The following is a 19,385-nucleotide window of genomic DNA, read 5'->3' on the forward strand; positions in this document are numbered from 1 at the left end:
GTGGAGGGATTCCAGAACGTGGGTTGGTCTCGGTGAGACACTGCCCCACCCCAACCCCTCCCCTGAAGGGGAGGGGCTAAGGGTCGCTACGACGGATGCGCTTCCGCTTCCGCGTCGTCGCCGGTTGCGGCGGGCAATTGCTCCGCTTCGACGAACGGGTCTTCCTCCCCCGTCATCGGGATGCCGTCCGGGTCCTCGCCGGCCAGCGCATCCACGCGCCCGTCGCGCGGCGGGGCACCCTGCGTGTCGACCTGGTGGGCGTGGCGTTCGGTGTCGGTACGGTCGCGCGTCGGATTGGTCGTCATCGGCATTCCTCTCTCAACGTCCAGGCGACGAACATAGCCTAGCTTGGTTCCGTCCGCGATGCACGGCGGAGCAGCGCGGCACCGCCCAGCGCCAGCAATGTCCCGCCGGCCAGCAGCAACGGCAGTCGGCGCGTCACCGGCTTGCGGAAGCCGCCGTTGATGCGGGGCCGGTCGCCCGGCGGCTGGAACAGGTTGCCCGACGTCACTGCCGCCGGCCGCGCCTGGGCGAAATAGCCCTCGAACCAGCGGTCGATGATCTTGAGGCTCAGCGTCGGCGCCAGCGCATGGCCGATCCGCGCGGGCCAGGTCTGCGCGCCCACGATCGTCGTCGCGCGCGGATGATCGGCGAGGCGCACCACTGCCGCCGCCACCCGCCGAGGATCGACCAGCGGCAGCGGCGGATGGATCGCCTTGCCGGTATAGTTGGCCGGATGGTCGAGCGCGGGGGTGTCGACCAGCGCCGGATAGACATCGCAGATATGGATGTGCGGATGCGCTGCCTGTTCGGCCCGCAATGCCTCGGACAGACCTTTCAGCCCGAACTTGCTCGCCGAATAGGCGGCGGCCAGCGGCGCGGCGGCGAAGCCGACCATCGAGATCATGTTGACGAACACGCCCCGGCCCTGGCGCTGGAAAATCGGCAGCACCGCATGCGCCTCATAGAGATGGCCGAGCAGGTTGGTGCGCAGCACCTGCTCGTGCGCCTCGATCGGCACCTCCTCGAACCGCCCGACCGCGCCCACGCCGACATTGGCGAACCACAGGTCGATGGTACCGCCGAACGCCTGCGCCGCCTCGGCGAGCGCCAGCACCGCGGCATTGTCGCCGATATCGGTCGGCACGACCGCGATCGCCGCGCCGCGCGCGCGCAGGTCCGTGGCGAGCGCCTCCAGCGCCTCGGCGTCGCGCGCTGCAAGCACCAGCCGCCAGCCGTTTTCGGCGAAAAGCTCGGCGGTGGCGCGGCCGATGCCGCTCGAGGCGCCGGTAATAACGGCAGTGCGGGGGGATTGGCTGTTCGCCATGGACGGTCTCCGGGACAGAAGGTGCGGGCGAGGCCGCTCGCTGGACTAACCGGATTGCGGGGCAGCGGTTGCAAGCCCTTCAAAACAAAGCCTTGCCGCGCCGGCCGCAGCGCTTCCCGAAACGCGCCGTGGTGGGCTATGCAGGGGCATGCGGATCGATGCCCACCACCACCTCTGGCACTATACCCCCGAAGCGTTTGGCTGGATCGAAACCGGCAGCGCCATCGCGCGGGACTTCGGTCCCGACGATCTCGCCCGCGAGATGCAGGCCTCCGGCATCGATCATGCCATCGCGGTACAGGCCCGGCAAAGCGAGGCGGAAACCGCTTTCCTTCTCGATTGCGCCGCCCGCCAGCCGCGGATCGCCGGCGTGGTCGGCTGGATCGACCTGCGCGCGCCCGACATCGCCGACCGGATCGCCGCGCGGCCGGCGGGGCCGATCCTCGGCTATCGCCATGTCGTGCAGGATGAGGCCGATGCCGATTTCCTGCTGGGCGATGCGTTCGTCGCGGGGGTTCGCGCGGTGCTCGCGGCGGGGCTGAGCTACGACGTGCTGGTCAACGCTGCGCAGCTCGGCAGCGTGCCCGCCTTTCTCGATCGCGTCGGCGAGGGCCGGCTGATCTTAGACCATGCCGCCAAGCCGAACATCGCCGCGGGCGCCTGGCAGCCCTGGGCCGACCAGATCGCCGCCGCCGCGCGCTACCCGAACCTGTTCTGCAAGGTCTCCGGCCTGATCACCGAGGCCGCGCGCGACTGGCAGCAGGGCGATTTCGAGCGCTATCTCGACCATGTCTTCGCCTGCTTCGGCCCCGATCGCATCCTCTGGGGCTCGGACTGGCCGGTCTGCGAACTGGCCGGCCGCTATGCCGACACGCAGGACCTCATCGCCCACTATGTCGCGCGCGATTGCCCGGCAGCAGAAGCGGCGGTATTCGGCGGCAACGCGGTCCGCGCCTACGCCCTGGAATTTAGCGCTTAGGAAAACCGGCTTGCATATATGCGAACGGTCATGGCAGGGCTTGGACAGGAGACCATGCCATGCGTACCATCCTCTGCAACGCGCCGTTCGAGCTGACCCAGATCCAGCGCGAGGCCCCCACGCCTGGCCCGGGCGAGGTGCTGATCCGCATCCACCGCGTCGGCCTGTGCGGCACCGACTATCATATCTTCGCCGGTCGCCACCCCTTCCTGCAATATCCGCGCGTGATGGGGCATGAGCTCGGCGGCGAAGTGGTCGCGCTGGGAGAGGGTACCACACTAGCGCTCGGCCAGACCGTGGCGATCAACCCGTACCTTGCCTGCGGCCACTGCGTCGCTTGCCGCAAGGGCAAGCCCAATGCCTGCGTCAATATCCGCGTGCTCGGCGTCCACAGCGACGGCGGCATGGCCGATCTGCTGGTGGTCCCGGCCAGCGCGGTGATCGATGCCGAGGGGCTGAGCGTCGACCAGGCGGCGATGATCGAGTTCCTCGCGATCGGCGCCCACGCCGTGTCGCGCGTGCCCAAAGACGGCGAGGGGCGGATGCTGGTGGTCGGCGCCGGCCCGATCGGCATCGCCAGCGCGCTGTTCGCGCGGCTCGACGGCTTCGACGTCACCCTGGTCGACCAGCGCGCCCAGCGGCTCGCCTTTGCGCGCGAACAGCTCGGCCTCGACGGCGAAGTCGCTGACGAAGGTCTGGCGGAACGGCTGGCGGCCCGCACCAACGGCGACGGGTTCGACGTGGTGATCGACGCCACCGGCTCGCTGCCGGCGATGCGTCGCAGCCTGGATTTCGTCGGCCATGGCGGCGCGCTGCTGCTGGTCGGCGTGGCGCCCGGCGACCTCAGCTTCGCCGACCCCGAATTCCACAAGCGTGAGGCGGTGCTGATCGCCAGCCGCAACGCGCTCGCCAGCGACTTCCAGCGGGTAATCGCCGCGATCCGCTCGGGCGACGTGCCCACCGACAAGCTCCACACCCACAGCGTCGATGCCGACGACCTTCCCCAGCGCCTGCCCGCGCTGATCGAAGAGGCCGATCATGTGCTGAAGGCGATTGTCGCCTTCTGACCGCGGGCTCGCCGGTCAGGGCTGATCGGCGAGCGCGAAGATCTGTTCGGTGGGCACCCATTTCACGCCGGGTGCGGCAAAGGCGAGCCGGCGCTGGAAGCCGTCCATCAGCGTTTCCCAGGCCTGGACGTCGGGATCGGCGGCGTCGCGCGCGCGCTTGGCCTCCGGATCGAAGCTCGGGCCGGTCTCCATCACCATCACCAGCCGGTCGCCGGCGTGCCAAATCTCCATCGCCTCGATGCCGGCGTCGCGGATCGACTGGGTGACGGCGGCGGGCGGCCCGCCCGGGCGGTGCCAGTGGCGATAGGCGGCGATCGCTTCCGGATCATCGTTCAAATCGAGCAACAGGACGTGGCGCATCGGAACCCTCTCCTTCGTGAGGGCCTGCATAGCTGCGGCCTGCGTCGGCACAAGCCGGCACCGCATCGCGGCTTTTCCGATCCGCCCGCATCGCGTACGTCCTGCCGAATCCGGGGGCAGGGAGAGAAACGTGGCGAAGGCGGGCAAGCCGGTGCAGGGGGCGACGATCATCGACGTGGCGGCGAAGGCGGGCGTCTCCGCCATGACCGTGTCGCGGGTGATCAACGGCCGCAGCGGGGTGAGCGCCGCGACGCGCGAGGCGGTGGAGCAGGCGATCGCCGAGCTCAGCTATGTCCCCAATGTCGCCGCGCGCAGCCTGGTCACCTCGGCGGAGCTGCGCATCGGCGTGGTCTATTCCAATCCCAGCGCCGCCTTCATGAGCGAGCTGCTCACCGGCGTGTTCGAGGAAGCCTCGACCTGGGGCGCGCGACTGGTGCTCCTCAAGGGCGAGGGCGGGCGGCCGCCGGCCGAGGCGGAGCTGGCGCGCTTTGCGGCCTCGGGCCTGTCCGGCATCCTGCTCGCCCCGCCGCTCGGCGAGGCGCCGGTGGTGCTGCGGACGCTCAAGAACGCCGGCGTGCCGATCGCCGCGATCGGCGCCTATCATGTGCCCGGCGCCACCTGCGTCCGGATCGACGACCGCCGCGCCGCCTATGAGATGACGCGCCATCTGCTCGATCTCGGCCATCGCCGCCTGGGCTTCGTCGTCGGCAATCCCGACCAGGCGGCGAGCGCCGAGCGCCGCGCCGGGGTGGAGGATGCGATGCGCGACTTCCCCGATGCCGGAGTGCAGCTGGTGCAGGGCGATTTCAGCTATGCCTCGGGGCTGGCCGCCGGCGAGCAGCTGCTCGATGGCCCTGCGCCGCCCACCGCCGTGTTCGCCAGCAACGACGACATGGCGGCCGCGATCGTCTCGGTCGCGCATCGCCGCCAGCTCGACGTGCCGAGCCAGCTCACCGTGGTCGGCTTCGACGATACGACGGCGGCGGTGACCTTGTGGCCACCGCTCACCACGATCCACCAGCCGGTGCGCCGCCTCGCTGCCGAGGCGCTGGCACTGGTGGCGGACGAAGCGCGCGGTGCATCGGCCAAGACGCGGACCCGTCGCGATCGGGTGCTGGAGCATGAAATCGTCAAGCGCAGCTCCACCGCCGCGCCGCCGAAGGGTCGCTAGGCGGTCGTGCCGTCGGGGCAGGTGAGCCGCACGCGCAGGCCACCCAAGGGGCTACCCTCCAGCGCCATCGTGCCGCCGTACAGTGCCACCAGATCGCGAACGATGGCCAGCCCGAACCCATCGCCCGCCGGGCCTTCGTCGAGGCGCACGCCCGGCTGGAGCACCTGCTCGCGGTGGTCGGCAGGGATGCCGGGGCCGTCATCGTCGATCGTCAGGGTGATGTGGTCCGGCGCCTCGGCAGCGCTCGATACGACGACTCTGCTGCGGGCATGCCGTGCGGCATTGTCGAGCAGATTGCCGAGGATCTCGGCGAGATCGTGCGCGTCGATCGCGATCCGCGCGTCCGCCGCGATCTCCAGCCGCATGGCCGTGGCGGGGTAGAGCGTACCCAGCACGGCGCCCACATCGCGCGCGACGGGCGCGATCGCGGTGCTCGCCCGCCGGTTCACCGCAGCGGCGCGGGCACGGGCGAGGGTATGGCGGATCACCCCTTCGATCCGGCGGACCTGCGCGGCTTCGGGAGTGTCGGGTGCTACCGTGAGTGCCAGCGTCGCTACGGGCGTCTTCAGCGCATGGGCGAGGTTGGCCGCCGATTGCCGCGCAGCCGCCAGCGTCGCGGCATTGGCGGCGGCGAGGGCGTTGAGCTCGGTGGCAAGCGGTTGCAGCTCCGCGGGCTGGGCTTCGTCCACTGCCGCGCGTTCGCCGCGCCGGATCGCACCGATCTGGGAGACCAATGCCGCCAGCGGCTGCAGCGCGAATCGCAGCTGTACCCAGGCCGCCGCCGCAAAGATCGCCGCAAGCAGCACGATCACGCTGGCGAGCGGCACCAGCGCATCGCGGATCGGCCGACCGATCACGCGACCGGGGGCGGCGGCGGTCAGCGTTACCGTGCCGGCGCTGCTTTCCACCACCAGCCGCCGGGCATGAATGCGGCCCTTGGCATCCTCGCCGTCGAGCGGTGTCGGCGGCCCCGCTGCCCGCACGGCCTCGGCAGGGCCGGGGAAGGGCGGCCGCAGCGTCGGGAAATCGGCGCTGCCGAGTGTCTCGCGCGGACCTTCGATCCGCCAGCGCCAGCCGGGACCCGCGGCAAGCGCACCCTGCCGTGCCGCCAGCCGGTCGCGATCGACGCTGCCGTCGCGGCGCACCGCACTGGCCAGCACGGCGAGTTGCGAATCGAGTCGCTGGTCGACCCCGCCGGTCACCACCCGATCGAGCACGCCCGCCATGGTCCACCCCGCGAGCCCCAGCGCCACCAGCGTGACCAGCGCCGACAACAGCATCATCCGCGCGCGCAGCGACCCGCGCGTCATGCCGGTTGCTCGCCGCAGGTCAGCCGATAGCCGCGGCCGCGCACCGTCTCGATCCGCTCGGCGCCGATCTTGCGGCGCAGCCGGCCAATGATGACCTCGAGGCTGTTCGAATCCACATCAGCGTCGCCCTCATAGACGCGCTCGAGCAGTTCCAGCCGCTCTATCACCACCTCGCGCCGCAGGATCAGCTGCGACAGCACCCGCCATTCGAACGCGGTGAGCTTGAGCGGCAGCCCGTCCAGCTCGAACTGGCCGGTCTGGCTCTCGAAGGCGAGCGGGCCGCATTCGATCCGGGTCTGGGCATGGCCCGCGGCGCGGCGGACCAGCGCGCGCAGCCGCATCATCAGCTCCTCGACGCGGAACGGCTTTGTCAGATAATCGTCGGCACCCGCCTTGAACGCCGTGACCTTGTCCGCCCAGGCCTCGCGTGCGGTGAGCACCAGCACCGGCAGCGCGCGCCCGTTCGCCCGCCACGCGGTGAGGATCTCGGCGCCGGTCCTGCCCGGCAGTCCCAGGTCGAGCACCGCCGCGTCATAGGCTTCGGTCTCGCCGAGATGCTGCGCGTCGATGCCGTCAGCGGCGAGGTCGACGGCGCAATGCTCCGCTCGCAGCGCCCGTGCGATGGCGGGGCCGAGATCGGGGTCGTCTTCTACCAGCAGGATCCGCATGCTCGTCGCCTAGCTCCCCCGCTTAAACCCAAACTGAACCGCGAGGTTCAGCGGGAGTCGGGTGCGACTCGCTAGACCGGTGCCATCGAACACCCAAGAGGAGTTGATGGAATGACCGACTGGAAGAACACCCTGCCGCGCAATCGCCTTGCCGTGGCGGCCGCAGCGCTGCTGGCACTGGGTGCCGCGGGCGGCGCAGGCGCGGTGCAGCTCACCCGCCCGACCGTGGAAATGGCGCCGACGGCGCCGACCGCGGTAGCGAGGCTCGCGCAGAGCAGCGGCATCGTGACCGTGAAGGGGCGCGTTGCCGAGACCTATGGCGATCGCTTCGTGCTGCAGGATGGTTCGGGGCGGACGCTGGTCGATGCCGGCCGGGGGGCTGCCGACGTGCAGTCCGGCGCGGCGCTGACGGTGCAGGGGCGGTATCTCGATGGCCAGCTGCACGCCTCCTATCTCGTCGACGGGCAGGGTAATGTGCAGGCGGTTGGCGCCCCGCCGCCCCCGCCAGGTGGCCCGCATGGTCCGCCGCCCCCCCCGCCGCCGGGTGGGCCGGGCGCCCCGCCCCCGCCTCCGGGTGCCGGCGCCCCGCCGCCTCCGCCACTGGGCGCGGTGCCGCCCGCCCCTGGCGCAGTGCCGCCGCCGCCCGCAGGCGCGGTAGCCCCGCCGCCCTCGGCAGGCGCTGCACCGGCCCCCGGTGCGGCCGTCCCGCCGCCTCCGGCACCCGCACCGACCCCCAGCGCCGCAGCCCGCCGCTGAGCCTCGCGTCGGCCCTCGCACCTGATGGTGCGGGGGCCATCGCGTCGCCTGTACGCCGAACGCGACGAAGCGCTGCCAGTCACAAGACTACAGCGCCACATCGTTGGTAGATCTAGATTTTGGCCTTCTTCCCCAAAAGGGAAGAAGTGGTGCCCAGAAGAGGACTCGAACCTCCACGACCTTGCGATCGCCAGCACCTGAAGCTGGTGCGTCTACCAATTCCGCCATCTGGGCACGGGGTAGGCCGGCGCCTCTAGGGGAGGATCGGCGGGGCTGTCAACGACCTTTTTTCGAAAAATGTTGGACTTCGCGTCGCGCTTGCCGTTTAGCCCTTCCCACGGCATTGGGGCCGCAAGGTTCGCGCAGGCAGTGAGGCGGAAGATGAAGGACAGGCTGGTAACCCTGATCGGCGGTGGGGGCTTCCTCGGCCGCTACGTAGCGCAGGAGCTGCTCGCCGCCGGCGCGCGCGTCCGCGTCGTCGAGCGCAAGCCGCGCGATGCCTGGTTCCTCAAGACCCAGGGCAATCTGGGCCAGACCCAGCTCGTTGTCGGCGACATCACCAAGCCCGAGACGCTCGCCCGCGCATTGCAGGGCAGCGACGCGGTGGTGAACTTCGTCGGGATCCTGTCGGGCGACTTCGACAAGGTCCATGTCCAGGGCGCGCGCAACGTTGCCGAGGCGGCGAAGGCCGCCGGTGCCGGCGCGCTGGTCCATATCTCGGCGCTCGGTGCCGATGCCGGTTCGCCCTCGGCCTATGGCCGCAGCAAGGCGGCTGGCGAGCAGGCGGTGCTCGCTGCCTTCCCGGGTGCCACGATCCTGCGTCCGTCGATCGTGTTCGGTCGCGAGGATGCGTTCGTGAATCGCTTCGCCGGTATGATCGCGGGTGCGCCGCTCAACATCGTGCCGGTGGTGCGGGGCGAGACCAAGTTCCAGCCGGTGTTCGTGACCGATGTCGCCCAGGCGATCACCGCAGCGCTGGCCGATCCGGCGGCGCATGGCGGCAAGACCTACACGCTGGGCGGACCGGACGTGCTGAGCATGTCGGCGCTGCTCCACTGGATCGCCGGCGCGATCGGCCGCAAGCCGCACTTCGTGGAACTCCCCGATTCGCTGGCCAGCCTGGTGGCGTCGCTGCCGGGCACGCCGATCACGCGCGACCAGTTCGCGATGCTGCAAGCCGACAATGTCGTGCCGGCGGGTGCCGAGGGCCTCGCCGCGCTGGGCGTGCAGCCCACGCCGATGGCGACGGTGGCGCCGAGCTGGCTGGTGCGCTTCCGCCAGGCCGGCCGCTTCAGCCGCTTCCGCGCGACCGCCTAATCCCATTCCCCCTGCCGGGCGGCGCCTTGCAGGGGGTCGCCCGGCGCGACCCCCTGAAGGAGTCTGTCCATGACCACGCTGCTGGTGGCGATCCTGCTCGGCATCGTTGAAGGCGTTACCGAGTTCCTGCCGGTCTCCTCGACCGGGCACCTGATCCTCGCCAGCGAGCTGATGGGCTATGATTCGGCGCGCTGGGCGATGTTCAACGTCGTCATCCAGCTGGGCGCGATCCTGGCGGTGGTGGTGCTGTACTGGCGCACCTTCTGGGCGGTGCTGGACGGGTTGCTGAAGCTCAACCCCGTGTCCATCCGGTTCGTGCGCAACCTGCTGATCGCCTTCATTCCCGCCGCTGTGATCGGCCTCGCGCTCCACAAGCATATCGAGGCACTGCTCGGTGCGCCCAAGGTGGTCGCCTGGGCGCTGATCGTCGGCGGCGTCGCGATCCTGGTGATCGAGCGGCTGGTCAAGTCCGCGACAATCCACGGCATTGCCGAAATCCCGGTGGTGCGCGTGCTCGGCATCGGCTTCGTCCAGTGCCTGGCGATGGTGCCGGGGGTCAGCCGTTCGGGCGCGACGATCATGGGTGCGCTGTCGCTCGGCGTCGAGCGGCGCACGGCGGCCGAGTTCAGCTTCTTCCTCGCCATCCCCACGATGCTCGGCGCCACCGCGCTCGAGCTGCTCAAGAACCGCGAGATGTTGGCGACCAGCGGCGTGGGCTGGGGCGAGATCGGCGTCGGGTTTGTCGTCGCGTTCGTAGTCGCACTTGCCGTAATCAAGTGGTTCGTCGGGATCGTGAGCAAGCATGGCTTCACCCCCTTTGCGCTCTATCGTATTGTTGCGGGAACCGCTGCACTGATTTGGCTATCTATGCGTTAAGGCCGAATCGGACCTTTCATGGCTGTATTTTCAGGCTGGCAGGACTAAAAATCGGGTTCTGAACCCATATAGGTAAGCATTGCTGTCTTTATCGCTCTGTCGCTCTCCTGTAGGGGAGCGGCATGGCTGACGATCCCATGCTCAAATTCGTCGGACGCCCGCAGGCGTATCCGGCCAAGCGCCCCGCCCCCCTGCGCGCGGAAGACTTTCGCGAGATCGCGGAACGCTATGCGATACCCGACGCGGAATCGCAGGCCGGGCGCTGCAGCCAGTGCGGCGTGCCCTATTGTTCGGTGCACTGCCCGCTCCACAACCACATCCCGGACTGGCTGCGCCTGACCGCCGAGGGGCGGCTGCAGGAGGCGTATCAGCTCTCCAACAGCACCTCGACTATGCCCGAGATCTGCGGCCGCATCTGCCCGCAGGACCGGCTGTGCGAAGGCAATTGCGTGATCGAATTCTCCGGCCACGGCGCGGTGACGATCGGCTCGGTCGAGAAGTTCATCACCGACACCGCCTGGGCCGAGGGCTGGGTGGAGCCGGTCCAGGTCGGGCGCGACCGCGGCCAGTCGGTCGGCATCATCGGTGCGGGGCCCGCGGGGCTCGCCGCCGCCGAATATCTGCGTGGCTACGGGTATGACGTCCACGTCTACGACCGCTACGATCGCTCGGGCGGGCTGCTCACCTATGGCATCCCCGGCTTCAAGCTGGAGAAGGACGTGGTGATGCGCCGCGTCGACCGGCTCGAGAAGGCGGGCATCGTCTTCCACCGCAATTTCGAGGTCGGTCGCGACTCGACGCTCGGCGAACTCCGCCAGCGCCACGATTCGATCCTGGTCGCCACCGGCGTCTACAAGGCGCGGGCGATCAAGGCTCCGGGCGTCGGCGCCAAGGGCGTGGTCGATGCGCTGGATTATCTGACCGCGTCGAATCGCAAGAATTTCGGCGACGCGGTGCCTGCCTATGACGATGGCAGCCTCAACGCGCTCGGCAAGCATGTCGTGGTCGTCGGCGGCGGCGATACGGCGATGGACTGCGTGCGCACCGCGATCCGCCAGGGCGCGGCCTCGGTTAAGTGCCTCTACCGCCGGGACCGGGCTAACATGCCGGGCTCGCAGCGCGAAGTGGCCAATGCCGAAGAGGAAGGCGTCGAGTTCGTGTGGCTCTCCGCGCCCGAGGCGTTCGAGGGCACCGATCAGGTGAGCGGCGTCCGCGCTTCCAAGATGCGCCTCGGCGCGCCCGACGCTTCGGGCCGCCGCGCACCGGAAGTCGACCCCAGCGGCGCGCTGCAGATGCCCGCCGATCTCGTCATCAAGGCACTGGGGTTCGAGCCCGAGGACCTGCCCAAGCTGTTCGGCGCCGAGGAACTGGGTGTCACTCGCTGGGGTACGCTGCGTACCGACGGCAAGACGATGATGACCAGCATGGACGGCGTGTTCGCCGCCGGTGACATCGTCCGCGGCGCCAGCCTGGTCGTCTGGGCGATCCGCGACGGCCGCGACGTGGCGGCGCACATGCATGCCTGGATGAAGGCGCACGCCAAGGCGCCGGCTGCGGCGAAGCGCGAAGCGAGCGTCGCATGAAGACGCTCGCAGCAGCTCTGCTGATCGCCGTCGCCGCACCGGCGGAAGCGTCGGCGCAGACCGCACCCGTCGCGCAGGCTCCCGAGCCTGCCCGGATTGCCGCCGCCAAGGCGCTGATCGCCAAGGTGATGCCGCCCGAGCGGGTCGACGCGATGATCGACCAGATGATGCGGCCGATGATGGAAAACCTCCGCAACGCGATGGCACAGACGCCGGAGATGCAGGCGGCGTTCGCCAAGAATCCGCAGGCGAAAGCAGCGCTCGACGCGTTCGTAGACGACGAGCTCAAACACGCGATCGCAACCACCAAGGAGTCGATGCCGACGATGCTCGACGCCATGGCGCGGGCCTATGCGCGGCGCTTCACCGTCGCGCAGCTGAACGACGTCAGCGCCTTTTTCGATACGCCTTCGGGCAAGCTCTACGCCGAACAGTCGCCGACCGTGATGGCGGATCCCGATATTCTCGCCGCGCAGCGCGCCGTGATGGAAAAGTCGATCCGCGGCACGATGGAGCGCGCACAGGCGATGGTGGCGAAGCTCGCCGCAGAACAGGACAAGAAGTGATGGCCAAGACCCTGGAATCCGAGCGCGAGCGCCTCGCCCGCGAGGGCATGTATCGCCCCGAATATGAAGGCGATGCCTGCGGCGTGGGCATGGTCGCGGCGACCGACGGCCAGTCGTCGCGCCGCGTCGTCCAGTCGGCGATCGATGCTTTGAAGGCGGTGTGGCACCGCGGTGCCGTGGATGCGGATGGCAAGACCGGCGACGGCGCCGGCATCCATGTCGACCTGCCGCTGCGCTTCTTCGACGAGCAGATCGTTGGCAGCGGGCACCGCGTGCTGCCGAACCGCCTCGCCGTCGGCATGATCTTCCTGCCGCGCACCGATCTGGGGGCGCAGGAAACCTGCCGCACCATCGTCGAGAGCGAGATCATCGAAGCCGGCTACACCATCTATGGCTGGCGCCAGGTGCCGGTCGACGTCTCGGTGATCGGCATGAAGGCGCAGGCGACGCGGCCCGAGATCGAGCAGATCATGATCGCCGGGCCGCAGCCCGACGCGATGGACGCTGCCGAGTTCGAACGTCAGCTGTACCTGATCCGCCGCCGCATCGAGAAGCGGGTGATCGCCGCCCAGGTCGGCGGCTTCTACATCTGCTCGCTGTCGTGCCGCTCGATCATCTACAAGGGGCTGTTCCTCGCCGAATCGCTGTCCGACTTCTATCCGGACCTCACCGATTCGCGCTTCGAGAGCCGTGTCGCGATCTTCCACCAGCGCTATTCCACCAATACTTTCCCGCAATGGTGGCTGGCGCAGCCGTTCCGCTGTCTGGCGCATAACGGCGAGATCAACACGATCCGCGGCAACCAGAACTGGATGCGCAGCCACGAGATCAAGATGGCGAGCATCGCGTTCGGCGAGCAGAGCGAGGACATCAAGCCGGTGATCCCGGCCGGCGCGTCGGACACCGCCGCGCTCGACGCGGTGTTCGAGGCGATCTGCCGCTCCGGCCGCGACGCGCCCACCGCCAAGCTGATGCTGGTGCCCGAAGCCTGGCAGCAGGACGAGGATACGCCGCCCGCGCACGCCGCGATGTACCAGTATCTCGCGAGCGTGATGGAGCCGTGGGACGGCCCTGCCGCGCTGGCGATGACCGATGGCCGCTGGGCGGTGGCGGGCATGGACCGCAACGCGCTGCGCCCGCTGCGCTATACCCAGACCTCGGACGGTCTGCTGATCGTCGGTTCGGAAACCGGCATGGTGCCGGTGCCGGAGGCGAACGTCGTCGCCAAGGGCCGGCTCGGGCCGGGCGAGATGATCGCCGTCGACCTCGACGAGGGCAAGCTGCTCCACGACCGCGCGATCAAGGACCAGATCGCCGGCGAGGCCGATTATGCTTCGATGGTGCAGGGCTTCCTGTCGATCGACGATCTGCCCGCGGCCCCCGCCGAGACCTATTATGAGCGCGCCGAACTGTCGCGCCGCCAGGTCGCGGCCGGCCAGACGCTGGAGGACATGGAGCTGATCCTCGCGCCGATGGTCGAGACCTCGAAGGAGGCGATCGGCTCGATGGGCGACGACACACCGCTCGCGGTCATCTCGTCCAAGTCGCGGCTGATCAGCCAGTTCTTCCGGCAGAATTTCAGCCAGGTCACCAACCCGCCGATCGATCCGTTGCGCGAGCGCTATGTGATGTCGCTCAAGACGCGGTTCGGCAATCTCGCCAACATCCTCGACACCGAGGGGGCGGGGAGCCCGGTGCTGGTGCTGGACAGCCCGGTGCTGACCAATGCCGACTGGCACCGCCTGCGCGCGCATTTCGGCACCAATGCCGCCGAGATCGACTGCACCTTCGCGGCGGACGGCGATCCGGAATCGCTGAAGCTCGCGATCAAGCGCATCCGCCACGAGGCGGAGCAGGCGGTTCGCGCCGGCTGCACCGAGCTGTTTCTCACCGACGAGCATAGTGGCCCGGACAAGGCGGCGATCGCCGGCGTGCTGGCGGCGGCGGCGGTGCACACGCATCTCGTCCGCCGGGGCCTGCGCTCCTATGCCAGCGTCAACGTCCGCACCGCCGAGTGCCTCGACACCCATTATTATGCGGTGCTGATCGGCGTCGGCGCGACCACGGTGAACGCCTATCTGGCCGAAGCCGCGATCGCCGATCGCCATGCGCGCGGCCTGTTCGGCGAGATCAGCCTGGCCGACTGCCTCAAGCGCCATCGCAAGGCCGTGGACGAAGGGTTGCTCAAGATCCTGTCGAAGATGGGCATCGCGGTGATCAGCTCCTATCGCGGCGGCTACAACTTCGAAGCCGTGGGCCTCAGCCGCGCGCTGGTGAACGATCTGTTCCCCGGCATGCCGGCCAAGATCTCGGGCGAGGGCTATGCCTCGCTCCACCTCTCGGCGATGATGCGCCACGAGGCGGCCTATGATGCGGGCGTCGCGACGCTGCCGGTCGGCGGCTTCTACCGCCAGCGTGCGGGCGGCGAGGCGCATGCCTATTCGGCACAGCTGATGCACCAGCTGCAGACCGCAGTGTCGAACGACAGCTATTCGAGCTATCTCGCCTTTGCGCGTGGGGTGCGCGATCTGCCGCCGGTATATCTGCGCGATCTCCTGGAGTTCAACTTCCCGGAGACGGGCGTGCCGATCGACCAGGTCGAGGCGATCACCGAGATCCGCAAGCGTTTCGTCACGCCCGGCATGTCGCTGGGCGCGCTCAGCCCCGAGGCGCACGAGACGCTGGCGATCGCGATGAATCGGATCGGCGCGCGCGCCGTCTCGGGCGAGGGCGGCGAGGATTCGGCGCGCTACAAGCCCTATGAGAATGGCGACAACGCCAATTCGAGCATCAAGCAGGTCGCCTCGGGCCGGTTCGGCGTGACGGCGGAATATCTCAACGCCTGCGACGAGATCGAGATCAAGGTGGCGCAGGGCGCCAAGCCCGGCGAGGGCGGGCAGCTGCCCGGCTTCAAGGTCACCGAGTTCATCGCCAAGCTGCGCCATGCGACGCCGGGCGTGACGCTGATCTCGCCGCCGCCGCACCACGACATCTATTCGATCGAGGATCTGGCGCAGCTGATCTACGATCTGAAGCAGATCAATCCGCGCGCGCGGGTGTGCGTGAAGCTGGTCAGCTCGGCCGGTATCGGCACCGTCGCGGCGGGCGTCGCCAAGGCGCATGCCGACGTGATCCTGGTCGCCGGCCATAATGGGGGCACCGGCGCGTCGCCGTTCACCTCGATCAAATATGCCGGCACGCCCTGGGAAATGGGGCTGTCCGAGGTGAACCAGACGCTCACCCTCAACGGCCTGCGCGGCCGCATCAAGCTGCGCACCGATGGTGGCCTGAAGACCGGTCGCGACATCGTGATCGCCGCGATTCTCGGCGCCGAGGAATATGGCATCGGCACGCTGAGCCTGGTGGCGATGGGCTGCATCATGGTCCGTCAGTGCCACTCGAACACCTGCCCGGTGGGCGTCTGCACCCAGGACGAGAAGCTGCGCGCCAAGTTCGTCGGCACGCCGGAGAAGGTCATCAACCTGATGACCTTCATCGCCGAGGAAGTGCGCGAGATCCTCGCCAAGCTGGGCTTCAAGAGCCTGGACGAAGTGATCGGCCGTACCGAGCTGCTCCGCCAGGTCAGCCGCGGCGCCGAGCATCTCGACGATCTCGACCTCAACCCGATCCTCGCCAAGGTGGACGCGGACGATGCCGAGCGGCGCTTCAGCCTGAGCACCTTCCGCAATGACGTGCCGGATAGCCTCGACGCGCAGATGATCAAGGATGCGGCCCCCGTGTTCGCGCGCGGCGAGAAGATGCAGCTGACCTATTCGGTGCGGAACACCCACCGTGCGGTGGGCACGCGGCTCTCGTCCGAGGTGACCAACACGTTCGGCATGTCGGCGCTGCAGGACGGGCATGTCCGTGTGCGGCTGCGCGGCTCGGCCGGCCAGTCGCTCGGGGCGTTCCTGTGCAAGGGCATCACGCTCGAGGTCTTCGGCGACGCGAACGACTATGTCGGCAAGGGCCTGTCGGGCGGCGTGATCGTCGTGCGGCCGATGGTCAGCTCGCCGATTGAATCGTGGAACAACACGATCATCGGCAACACCGTGCTCTATGGCGCGACCTCGGGACGGCTGTTCGCCGCCGGCCAGGCGGGCGAGCGCTTCGCGGTGCGCAACTCGGGCGCCGACGTGGTGGTCGAAGGCTGCGGCGCGAACGGCTGCGAGTATATGACCGGCGGCACCGCGGTGGTGCTGGGCCGCGTCGGCATGAACTTCGGCGCGGGCATGACCGGCGGCATGGCGTTCGTCTACGACGTCGACGGCAGCTTCGAACGCCACGCCAACCCGGAGAACATCACCTGGAACCGGCTGGCCTCCAGCCATTGGGAAACCAAGCTCCGGTCGCTGGTGGAGGCGCATGCCGCGAAAACCGACAGCAAATGGTCCAAGGGCCTACTGGAGGACTGGGACCGTGAAGTCGGCAAGTTCTGGCAGGTGGTGCCGAAGGAAATGCTCACCCGGCTGCCGCATCCGATCAATGACACCGTCGAGGCGGTGGCGGCGGAGTAAGCCTCAATCGAGGGCGGCGACCATGTCGGTATGGCTGAAGTCGTCGCCCTTGAAGAGCAGCGGGCAGTCCGCAAGGGCGGCGACCGCATAGGCCATGCAGTCGCCATAGTTGAGACGGGCGAGGTGACGGCCCTTGCCGAAGCGTTCGAACGCGTCGGCGGCGACCTGCAGGTGATCCTCGCCGAACGGCACGATCACGAAGGGCGGCTTGGCGATCAGCGCCGAGCCCGCATCGGCAGCGGTGCGGGTCGATTGGACCCGTACGACTTGATGCTGAGCGCCATGGTGCGGCTCCATTCTAGGATGCTGTTCAAAATATAGAATTGTGCCTGGCGCTACAACGAGTCTTCCCCGGCCCATTTCCGCTGCTTATGGCTTTCCCCATGTGGCAGCTCCTTCAATTCCCGCTCTGTCCTTTCTCGCGCAAGGTCCGGCTCCTGCTGGGCGAGAAGGGCATCGCCTATGAGCCGGTGCGCGAATCGCCGTGGCTGCGGCGCGACGAGTTCCTCGACCTCAACCCCACCGGCCAGACCCCGGTGATGATCGATGCCGAGCGCCATGTGACCCTCATCGACTCCACCGTGATCTGCGAATTCTTCGAGGAAACGGTGGGCAAGAACGCGCTGCTCAACGGCTCGGCGGTCGATCGCGCCGAGATTCGCCGGCTGGTGGTGTGGTTCGACAATAACTTCTACAGCGACATCACCGCGCCGCTGCTCCACGAGCGGATGATCAAGCGCATCGTCTATCGCCAGCCGCCCGACGCCAAGGTGCTGCGCGACGCGATGAAGGCGGCGGTGGGGCATCTCGACTATATCGATTATTTGCTCGACCACCGCACCTGGCTGGCGGGGGCTACGATGAGCCTTGCCGACATCACCGCGGCGGCGCAGATTTCGGTCGCCGATTATCTGGGCGGCATCGACTGGAAGAGCCACGAGCTCGCCAAGCGCTGGTATATCGGGATGAAGAGCCGCCCGAGCTTCCGCCAGCTGCTCGCCGAGCGGATGGAGGGAATCACGCCGCCGGCCGATTACGAGAAGCTCGACCTCTAAGATCGGGATAATCGCGGGCTCAGGCGCGTTTGGCTGCCAAACGGGAGAGAGACCGCGATGCTCGAACACATACCGCACTGGCTGGGAAGCGCGCTGAAAGGCCTGCGCGCGGGCGCCAACAAGCTGGCGATCGTCCAGCCTGAACTCGGCAGCTTCGAGGTGTTGCACCTCGCCAGCCCGGCCTTTGCGAACGGTGGTCGCCTCCCCGAGCGCTTCACCGCGGACGGTGACGGCGTGTCGCCGCCGCTTTTCTGGAGCAACGTGCCCGAGGGCACCGAATGCCTGGCGCTGATCGTCGAGGATCCCGATGCGCCGGCGCCGCAGCCGCTGGTCCATGCGGTGGTCTGGGGGCTGCCGATCGACGGCGATCTGAAGGAAGGCGCGATCCGCGCCGATGGCGCTGGCGATGCCGAGGGCAAGGATGTCGGCCGCAACAGCTATCTCGGTGAAGGCTGGCTGCCGCCCGATCCGCCGACCGGGCATGGTCCCCATAATTACGCCTTCCAGCTGTTCGCGCTGGGCGGCGGCTGCGAGATCGGCGAGAATCCCGGGCGCAGCGCGCTGGTCAAGGCGATGGCGGGGCATGTGCTCGCCGCCGGGCTGCTCACCGGCGTCTATTCGCGCGGCGAGGAAGCCCCGACGGGGCTGGTGGGCGAAACCGCGCCGGTCTGAGACCGGCGCGGTGCGCGTTCATCCGTTGACGACGGTGCCGCCGTTCGGGTGGAGTACCTGGCCGGACATGTAGCTCGAATCCTCGCAGGCGAGGAACAGGAAGGCGGGGGCGACTTCGTTGGGCTGTCCCGGGCGGCCCATCGGCACGTCCTCGCCGAAATGCTCGAGCTTCTCGGGGGAAGCGCCGCCGCTGGGATTGAGCGGGGTCCAGATGGGGCCGGGCGCCACGGCGTTCACGCGGATGCCCTTTTCGATCAGGTTCATCGACAGGCTGCGGGTGAAGGCGGTGATCGCACCCTTGGTGGCGCTGTAGTCGAGCAACTCGGGCTCGCCCTGGTACATCGTCACCGAGGTGCAGTTGACGATCGTGGCGCCCTGCTTGAGGTGCGGCGAGGCGGCCTGGACCATGAAGAACATCCCGAAGATGTTGGTCTGGAAGGTCCGGCGCAGCTGCTGCTCGGTGATGTCGACGATGTCCTTGTCCGGGTGCTGCTCGCCGGCATTGTTGACCAGCACGTCGATGCGGCCGAATTCGGCGATCACCTTCTGCACGGCTTCCTCGCAGAATGCCTTGTCGCCCACGTCACCCGCAATGGTGATCGCGCGGCGGCCTTCGGCGCGGACGGCTTCCGCGGTGTCCTCCGCATCGCGATGCTCGTTCAGATAGACGATGGCGACATCGGCGCCTTCGCGGGCGTAGAGCGCGGCGACCGCGCGGCCGATCCCGCTGTCGGCGCCGGTGACGATGGCCACCTTGTCCTTCAGCCGATCCGATCCGCGATAGCGCGGCTGCCACTCGGGTTTGGGATCTAGCGTGCGCTCCTCACCGGGAAGCGCATCCTCGCGGACTCGATCTATGGTAGGGGTTTCGGACATCGGCACGGCTCCTGGGTCTTGGGGAGGGGTGCCGAAAGAACCGGGCGCAAGGGGCCCAAGTTCCGGAAAAAGGGACCGCCGGGGCGGCCGGCAGGGTCAGCCGAGGAGGCTGGTGCCCTGCAGGCCGCTGCCGAGGATCATCACGCTGGTGATGCCGAACGACGCGACGCCGATGAGAAAGCTGCGGAACATGCTGATCTTCTCCATGGATGCGAGCGCGTTCATGCGATCGGGATCACGGGCGTGGAGAACAGGACGAGCGCGGCGGTGAGCAGGATGGCGGCG

At 68.5% G+C, this 19,385-nt stretch carries 19 protein-coding genes and 1 tRNA gene; 11 read left to right on the top strand and 9 right to left on the bottom strand.

What is annotated here, in order from left to right; genetic code table 11:
* Nucleotides 1–86 precede the first annotated feature (86 nt).
* On the bottom strand, nucleotides 87–305 hold the full coding sequence (locus tag ACTJKY_RS04030) for a hypothetical protein (RefSeq protein ID WP_440844348.1): 219 nt from the start codon (nucleotides 303–305) through the stop codon (nucleotides 87–89).
* A gap of 38 nt (nucleotides 306–343) precedes the next feature.
* Nucleotides 344–1,327 (bottom strand): SDR family oxidoreductase, encoded by a 984-nt coding sequence (locus ACTJKY_RS04035; RefSeq protein ID WP_440844350.1) that lies wholly within the window; start codon nucleotides 1,325–1,327, stop codon nucleotides 344–346.
* 148 nt (nucleotides 1,328–1,475) lie between these two features.
* On the opposite strand from ACTJKY_RS04035, the gene ACTJKY_RS04040 reads away from it, so the two are divergent.
* On the top strand, nucleotides 1,476–2,306 hold the full coding sequence (locus ACTJKY_RS04040; RefSeq protein WP_440844351.1) for an amidohydrolase family protein: 831 nt from the start codon (nucleotides 1,476–1,478) through the stop codon (nucleotides 2,304–2,306).
* 59 nt (nucleotides 2,307–2,365) lie between these two features.
* Nucleotides 2,366–3,373: a zinc-binding alcohol dehydrogenase family protein gene (locus ACTJKY_RS04045; RefSeq protein ID WP_440844353.1), complete on the top strand. Its 1,008-nt coding sequence runs from the start codon at nucleotides 2,366–2,368 to the stop codon at nucleotides 3,371–3,373.
* A 15-nt stretch (nucleotides 3,374–3,388) separates the two neighbouring features.
* Here the strand turns inward: ACTJKY_RS04045 and ACTJKY_RS04050 are convergent, their stop codons facing one another.
* Nucleotides 3,389–3,733: an L-rhamnose mutarotase gene (locus ACTJKY_RS04050; protein WP_440844354.1), complete on the bottom strand. Its 345-nt coding sequence runs from the start codon at nucleotides 3,731–3,733 to the stop codon at nucleotides 3,389–3,391.
* A 130-nt stretch (nucleotides 3,734–3,863) separates the two neighbouring features.
* On the opposite strand from ACTJKY_RS04050, the gene ACTJKY_RS04055 reads away from it, so the two are divergent.
* Nucleotides 3,864–4,904 carry a LacI family DNA-binding transcriptional regulator gene (locus ACTJKY_RS04055; RefSeq protein WP_440844356.1) on the top strand — a complete coding sequence of 347 codons (1,041 nt, stop codon included), beginning with the start codon at nucleotides 3,864–3,866 and terminating at the stop codon, nucleotides 4,902–4,904.
* Here ACTJKY_RS04055 and ACTJKY_RS04060 read toward each other — a convergent pair.
* Nucleotides 4,901–6,214: an ATP-binding protein gene (locus ACTJKY_RS04060; protein ID WP_440844358.1), complete on the bottom strand. Its 1,314-nt coding sequence runs from the start codon at nucleotides 6,212–6,214 to the stop codon at nucleotides 4,901–4,903. The two genes, ACTJKY_RS04055 and ACTJKY_RS04060, sit on opposite strands and share 4 nt — an antisense overlap.
* On the bottom strand, nucleotides 6,211–6,882 hold the full coding sequence (locus ACTJKY_RS04065) for a response regulator (RefSeq protein ID WP_440844360.1): 672 nt from the start codon (nucleotides 6,880–6,882) through the stop codon (nucleotides 6,211–6,213). Before ACTJKY_RS04065 ends, ACTJKY_RS04060 begins: the two co-directional genes overlap by 4 nt.
* A gap of 111 nt (nucleotides 6,883–6,993) precedes the next feature.
* On the opposite strand from ACTJKY_RS04065, the gene ACTJKY_RS04070 reads away from it, so the two are divergent.
* Nucleotides 6,994–7,638 (top strand): hypothetical protein, encoded by a 645-nt coding sequence (locus ACTJKY_RS04070; protein ID WP_440844361.1) that lies wholly within the window; start codon nucleotides 6,994–6,996, stop codon nucleotides 7,636–7,638.
* A 147-nt stretch (nucleotides 7,639–7,785) separates the two neighbouring features.
* On the opposite strand, the gene ACTJKY_RS04075 is transcribed toward ACTJKY_RS04070, so the two are convergent.
* Nucleotides 7,786–7,872 (bottom strand) — tRNA-Leu (locus tag ACTJKY_RS04075).
* A gap of 147 nt (nucleotides 7,873–8,019) precedes the next feature.
* On the opposite strand from ACTJKY_RS04075, the gene ACTJKY_RS04080 reads away from it, so the two are divergent.
* From ACTJKY_RS04080 to gltB, 5 genes are all read left to right on the top strand, one after another.
* Nucleotides 8,020–8,955, top strand: coding sequence for a complex I NDUFA9 subunit family protein (locus ACTJKY_RS04080; RefSeq protein WP_440844363.1), 936 nt, complete (start codon nucleotides 8,020–8,022; stop codon nucleotides 8,953–8,955).
* A 69-nt stretch (nucleotides 8,956–9,024) separates the two neighbouring features.
* Nucleotides 9,025–9,831 carry an undecaprenyl-diphosphate phosphatase gene (locus tag ACTJKY_RS04085; protein ID WP_440844364.1) on the top strand — a complete coding sequence of 269 codons (807 nt, stop codon included), beginning with the start codon at nucleotides 9,025–9,027 and terminating at the stop codon, nucleotides 9,829–9,831.
* Nucleotides 9,832–9,953: 122 nt separating this feature from the next.
* Entirely contained in the window at nucleotides 9,954–11,414 is a 1,461-nt protein-coding gene (locus ACTJKY_RS04090; protein WP_440844366.1) for an NAD(P)-dependent oxidoreductase, read from the top strand.
* The gene (locus tag ACTJKY_RS04095) at nucleotides 11,411–11,980 is read left to right on the top strand and encodes a DUF2059 domain-containing protein (protein WP_440844368.1); all 570 of its coding nucleotides are present in this window, start codon (nucleotides 11,411–11,413) and stop codon (nucleotides 11,978–11,980) included. The genes ACTJKY_RS04090 and ACTJKY_RS04095 overlap by 4 nt, the downstream gene beginning before the upstream one ends.
* Nucleotides 11,980–16,497 carry a glutamate synthase large subunit gene (gene gltB / locus ACTJKY_RS04100; protein WP_440844369.1) on the top strand — a complete coding sequence of 1,506 codons (4,518 nt, stop codon included), beginning with the start codon at nucleotides 11,980–11,982 and terminating at the stop codon, nucleotides 16,495–16,497. The genes ACTJKY_RS04095 and gltB overlap by 1 nt, the downstream gene beginning before the upstream one ends.
* Nucleotides 16,498–16,500: 3 nt before the next feature.
* Here the strand turns inward: gltB and ACTJKY_RS04105 are convergent, their stop codons facing one another.
* Nucleotides 16,501–16,794 (bottom strand): type II toxin-antitoxin system VapC family toxin, encoded by a 294-nt coding sequence (locus ACTJKY_RS04105; protein WP_440844371.1) that lies wholly within the window; start codon nucleotides 16,792–16,794, stop codon nucleotides 16,501–16,503.
* A gap of 86 nt (nucleotides 16,795–16,880) precedes the next feature.
* On the opposite strand from ACTJKY_RS04105, the gene ACTJKY_RS04110 reads away from it, so the two are divergent.
* Together ACTJKY_RS04110 and ACTJKY_RS04115 are read left to right on the top strand one after the other, a co-directional pair.
* Complete coding sequence (locus tag ACTJKY_RS04110; protein WP_093298336.1) at nucleotides 16,881–17,552, top strand: glutathione S-transferase family protein; 672 nt, start codon at nucleotides 16,881–16,883, stop codon at nucleotides 17,550–17,552.
* Nucleotides 17,553–17,609: 57 nt separating this feature from the next.
* Nucleotides 17,610–18,224 (top strand): YbhB/YbcL family Raf kinase inhibitor-like protein, encoded by a 615-nt coding sequence (locus ACTJKY_RS04115; RefSeq protein ID WP_440844373.1) that lies wholly within the window; start codon nucleotides 17,610–17,612, stop codon nucleotides 18,222–18,224.
* Nucleotides 18,225–18,242: 18 nt separating this feature from the next.
* On the opposite strand, the gene ACTJKY_RS04120 is transcribed toward ACTJKY_RS04115, so the two are convergent.
* Entirely contained in the window at nucleotides 18,243–19,100 is an 858-nt protein-coding gene (locus tag ACTJKY_RS04120) for a glucose 1-dehydrogenase (protein ID WP_440844375.1), read from the bottom strand.
* Nucleotides 19,101–19,196: 96 nt separating this feature from the next.
* Nucleotides 19,197–19,325, bottom strand: a complete 129-nt coding sequence (locus ACTJKY_RS04125) for a hypothetical protein (protein ID WP_440844376.1) — start codon at nucleotides 19,323–19,325, stop codon at nucleotides 19,197–19,199.
* Nucleotides 19,326–19,385: the final 60 nt, after the last annotated feature.

This window comes from Sphingomonas sp. 22176, assembly GCF_052045505.1.
GTDB lineage: Bacteria > Pseudomonadota > Alphaproteobacteria > Sphingomonadales > Sphingomonadaceae > Sphingomonas.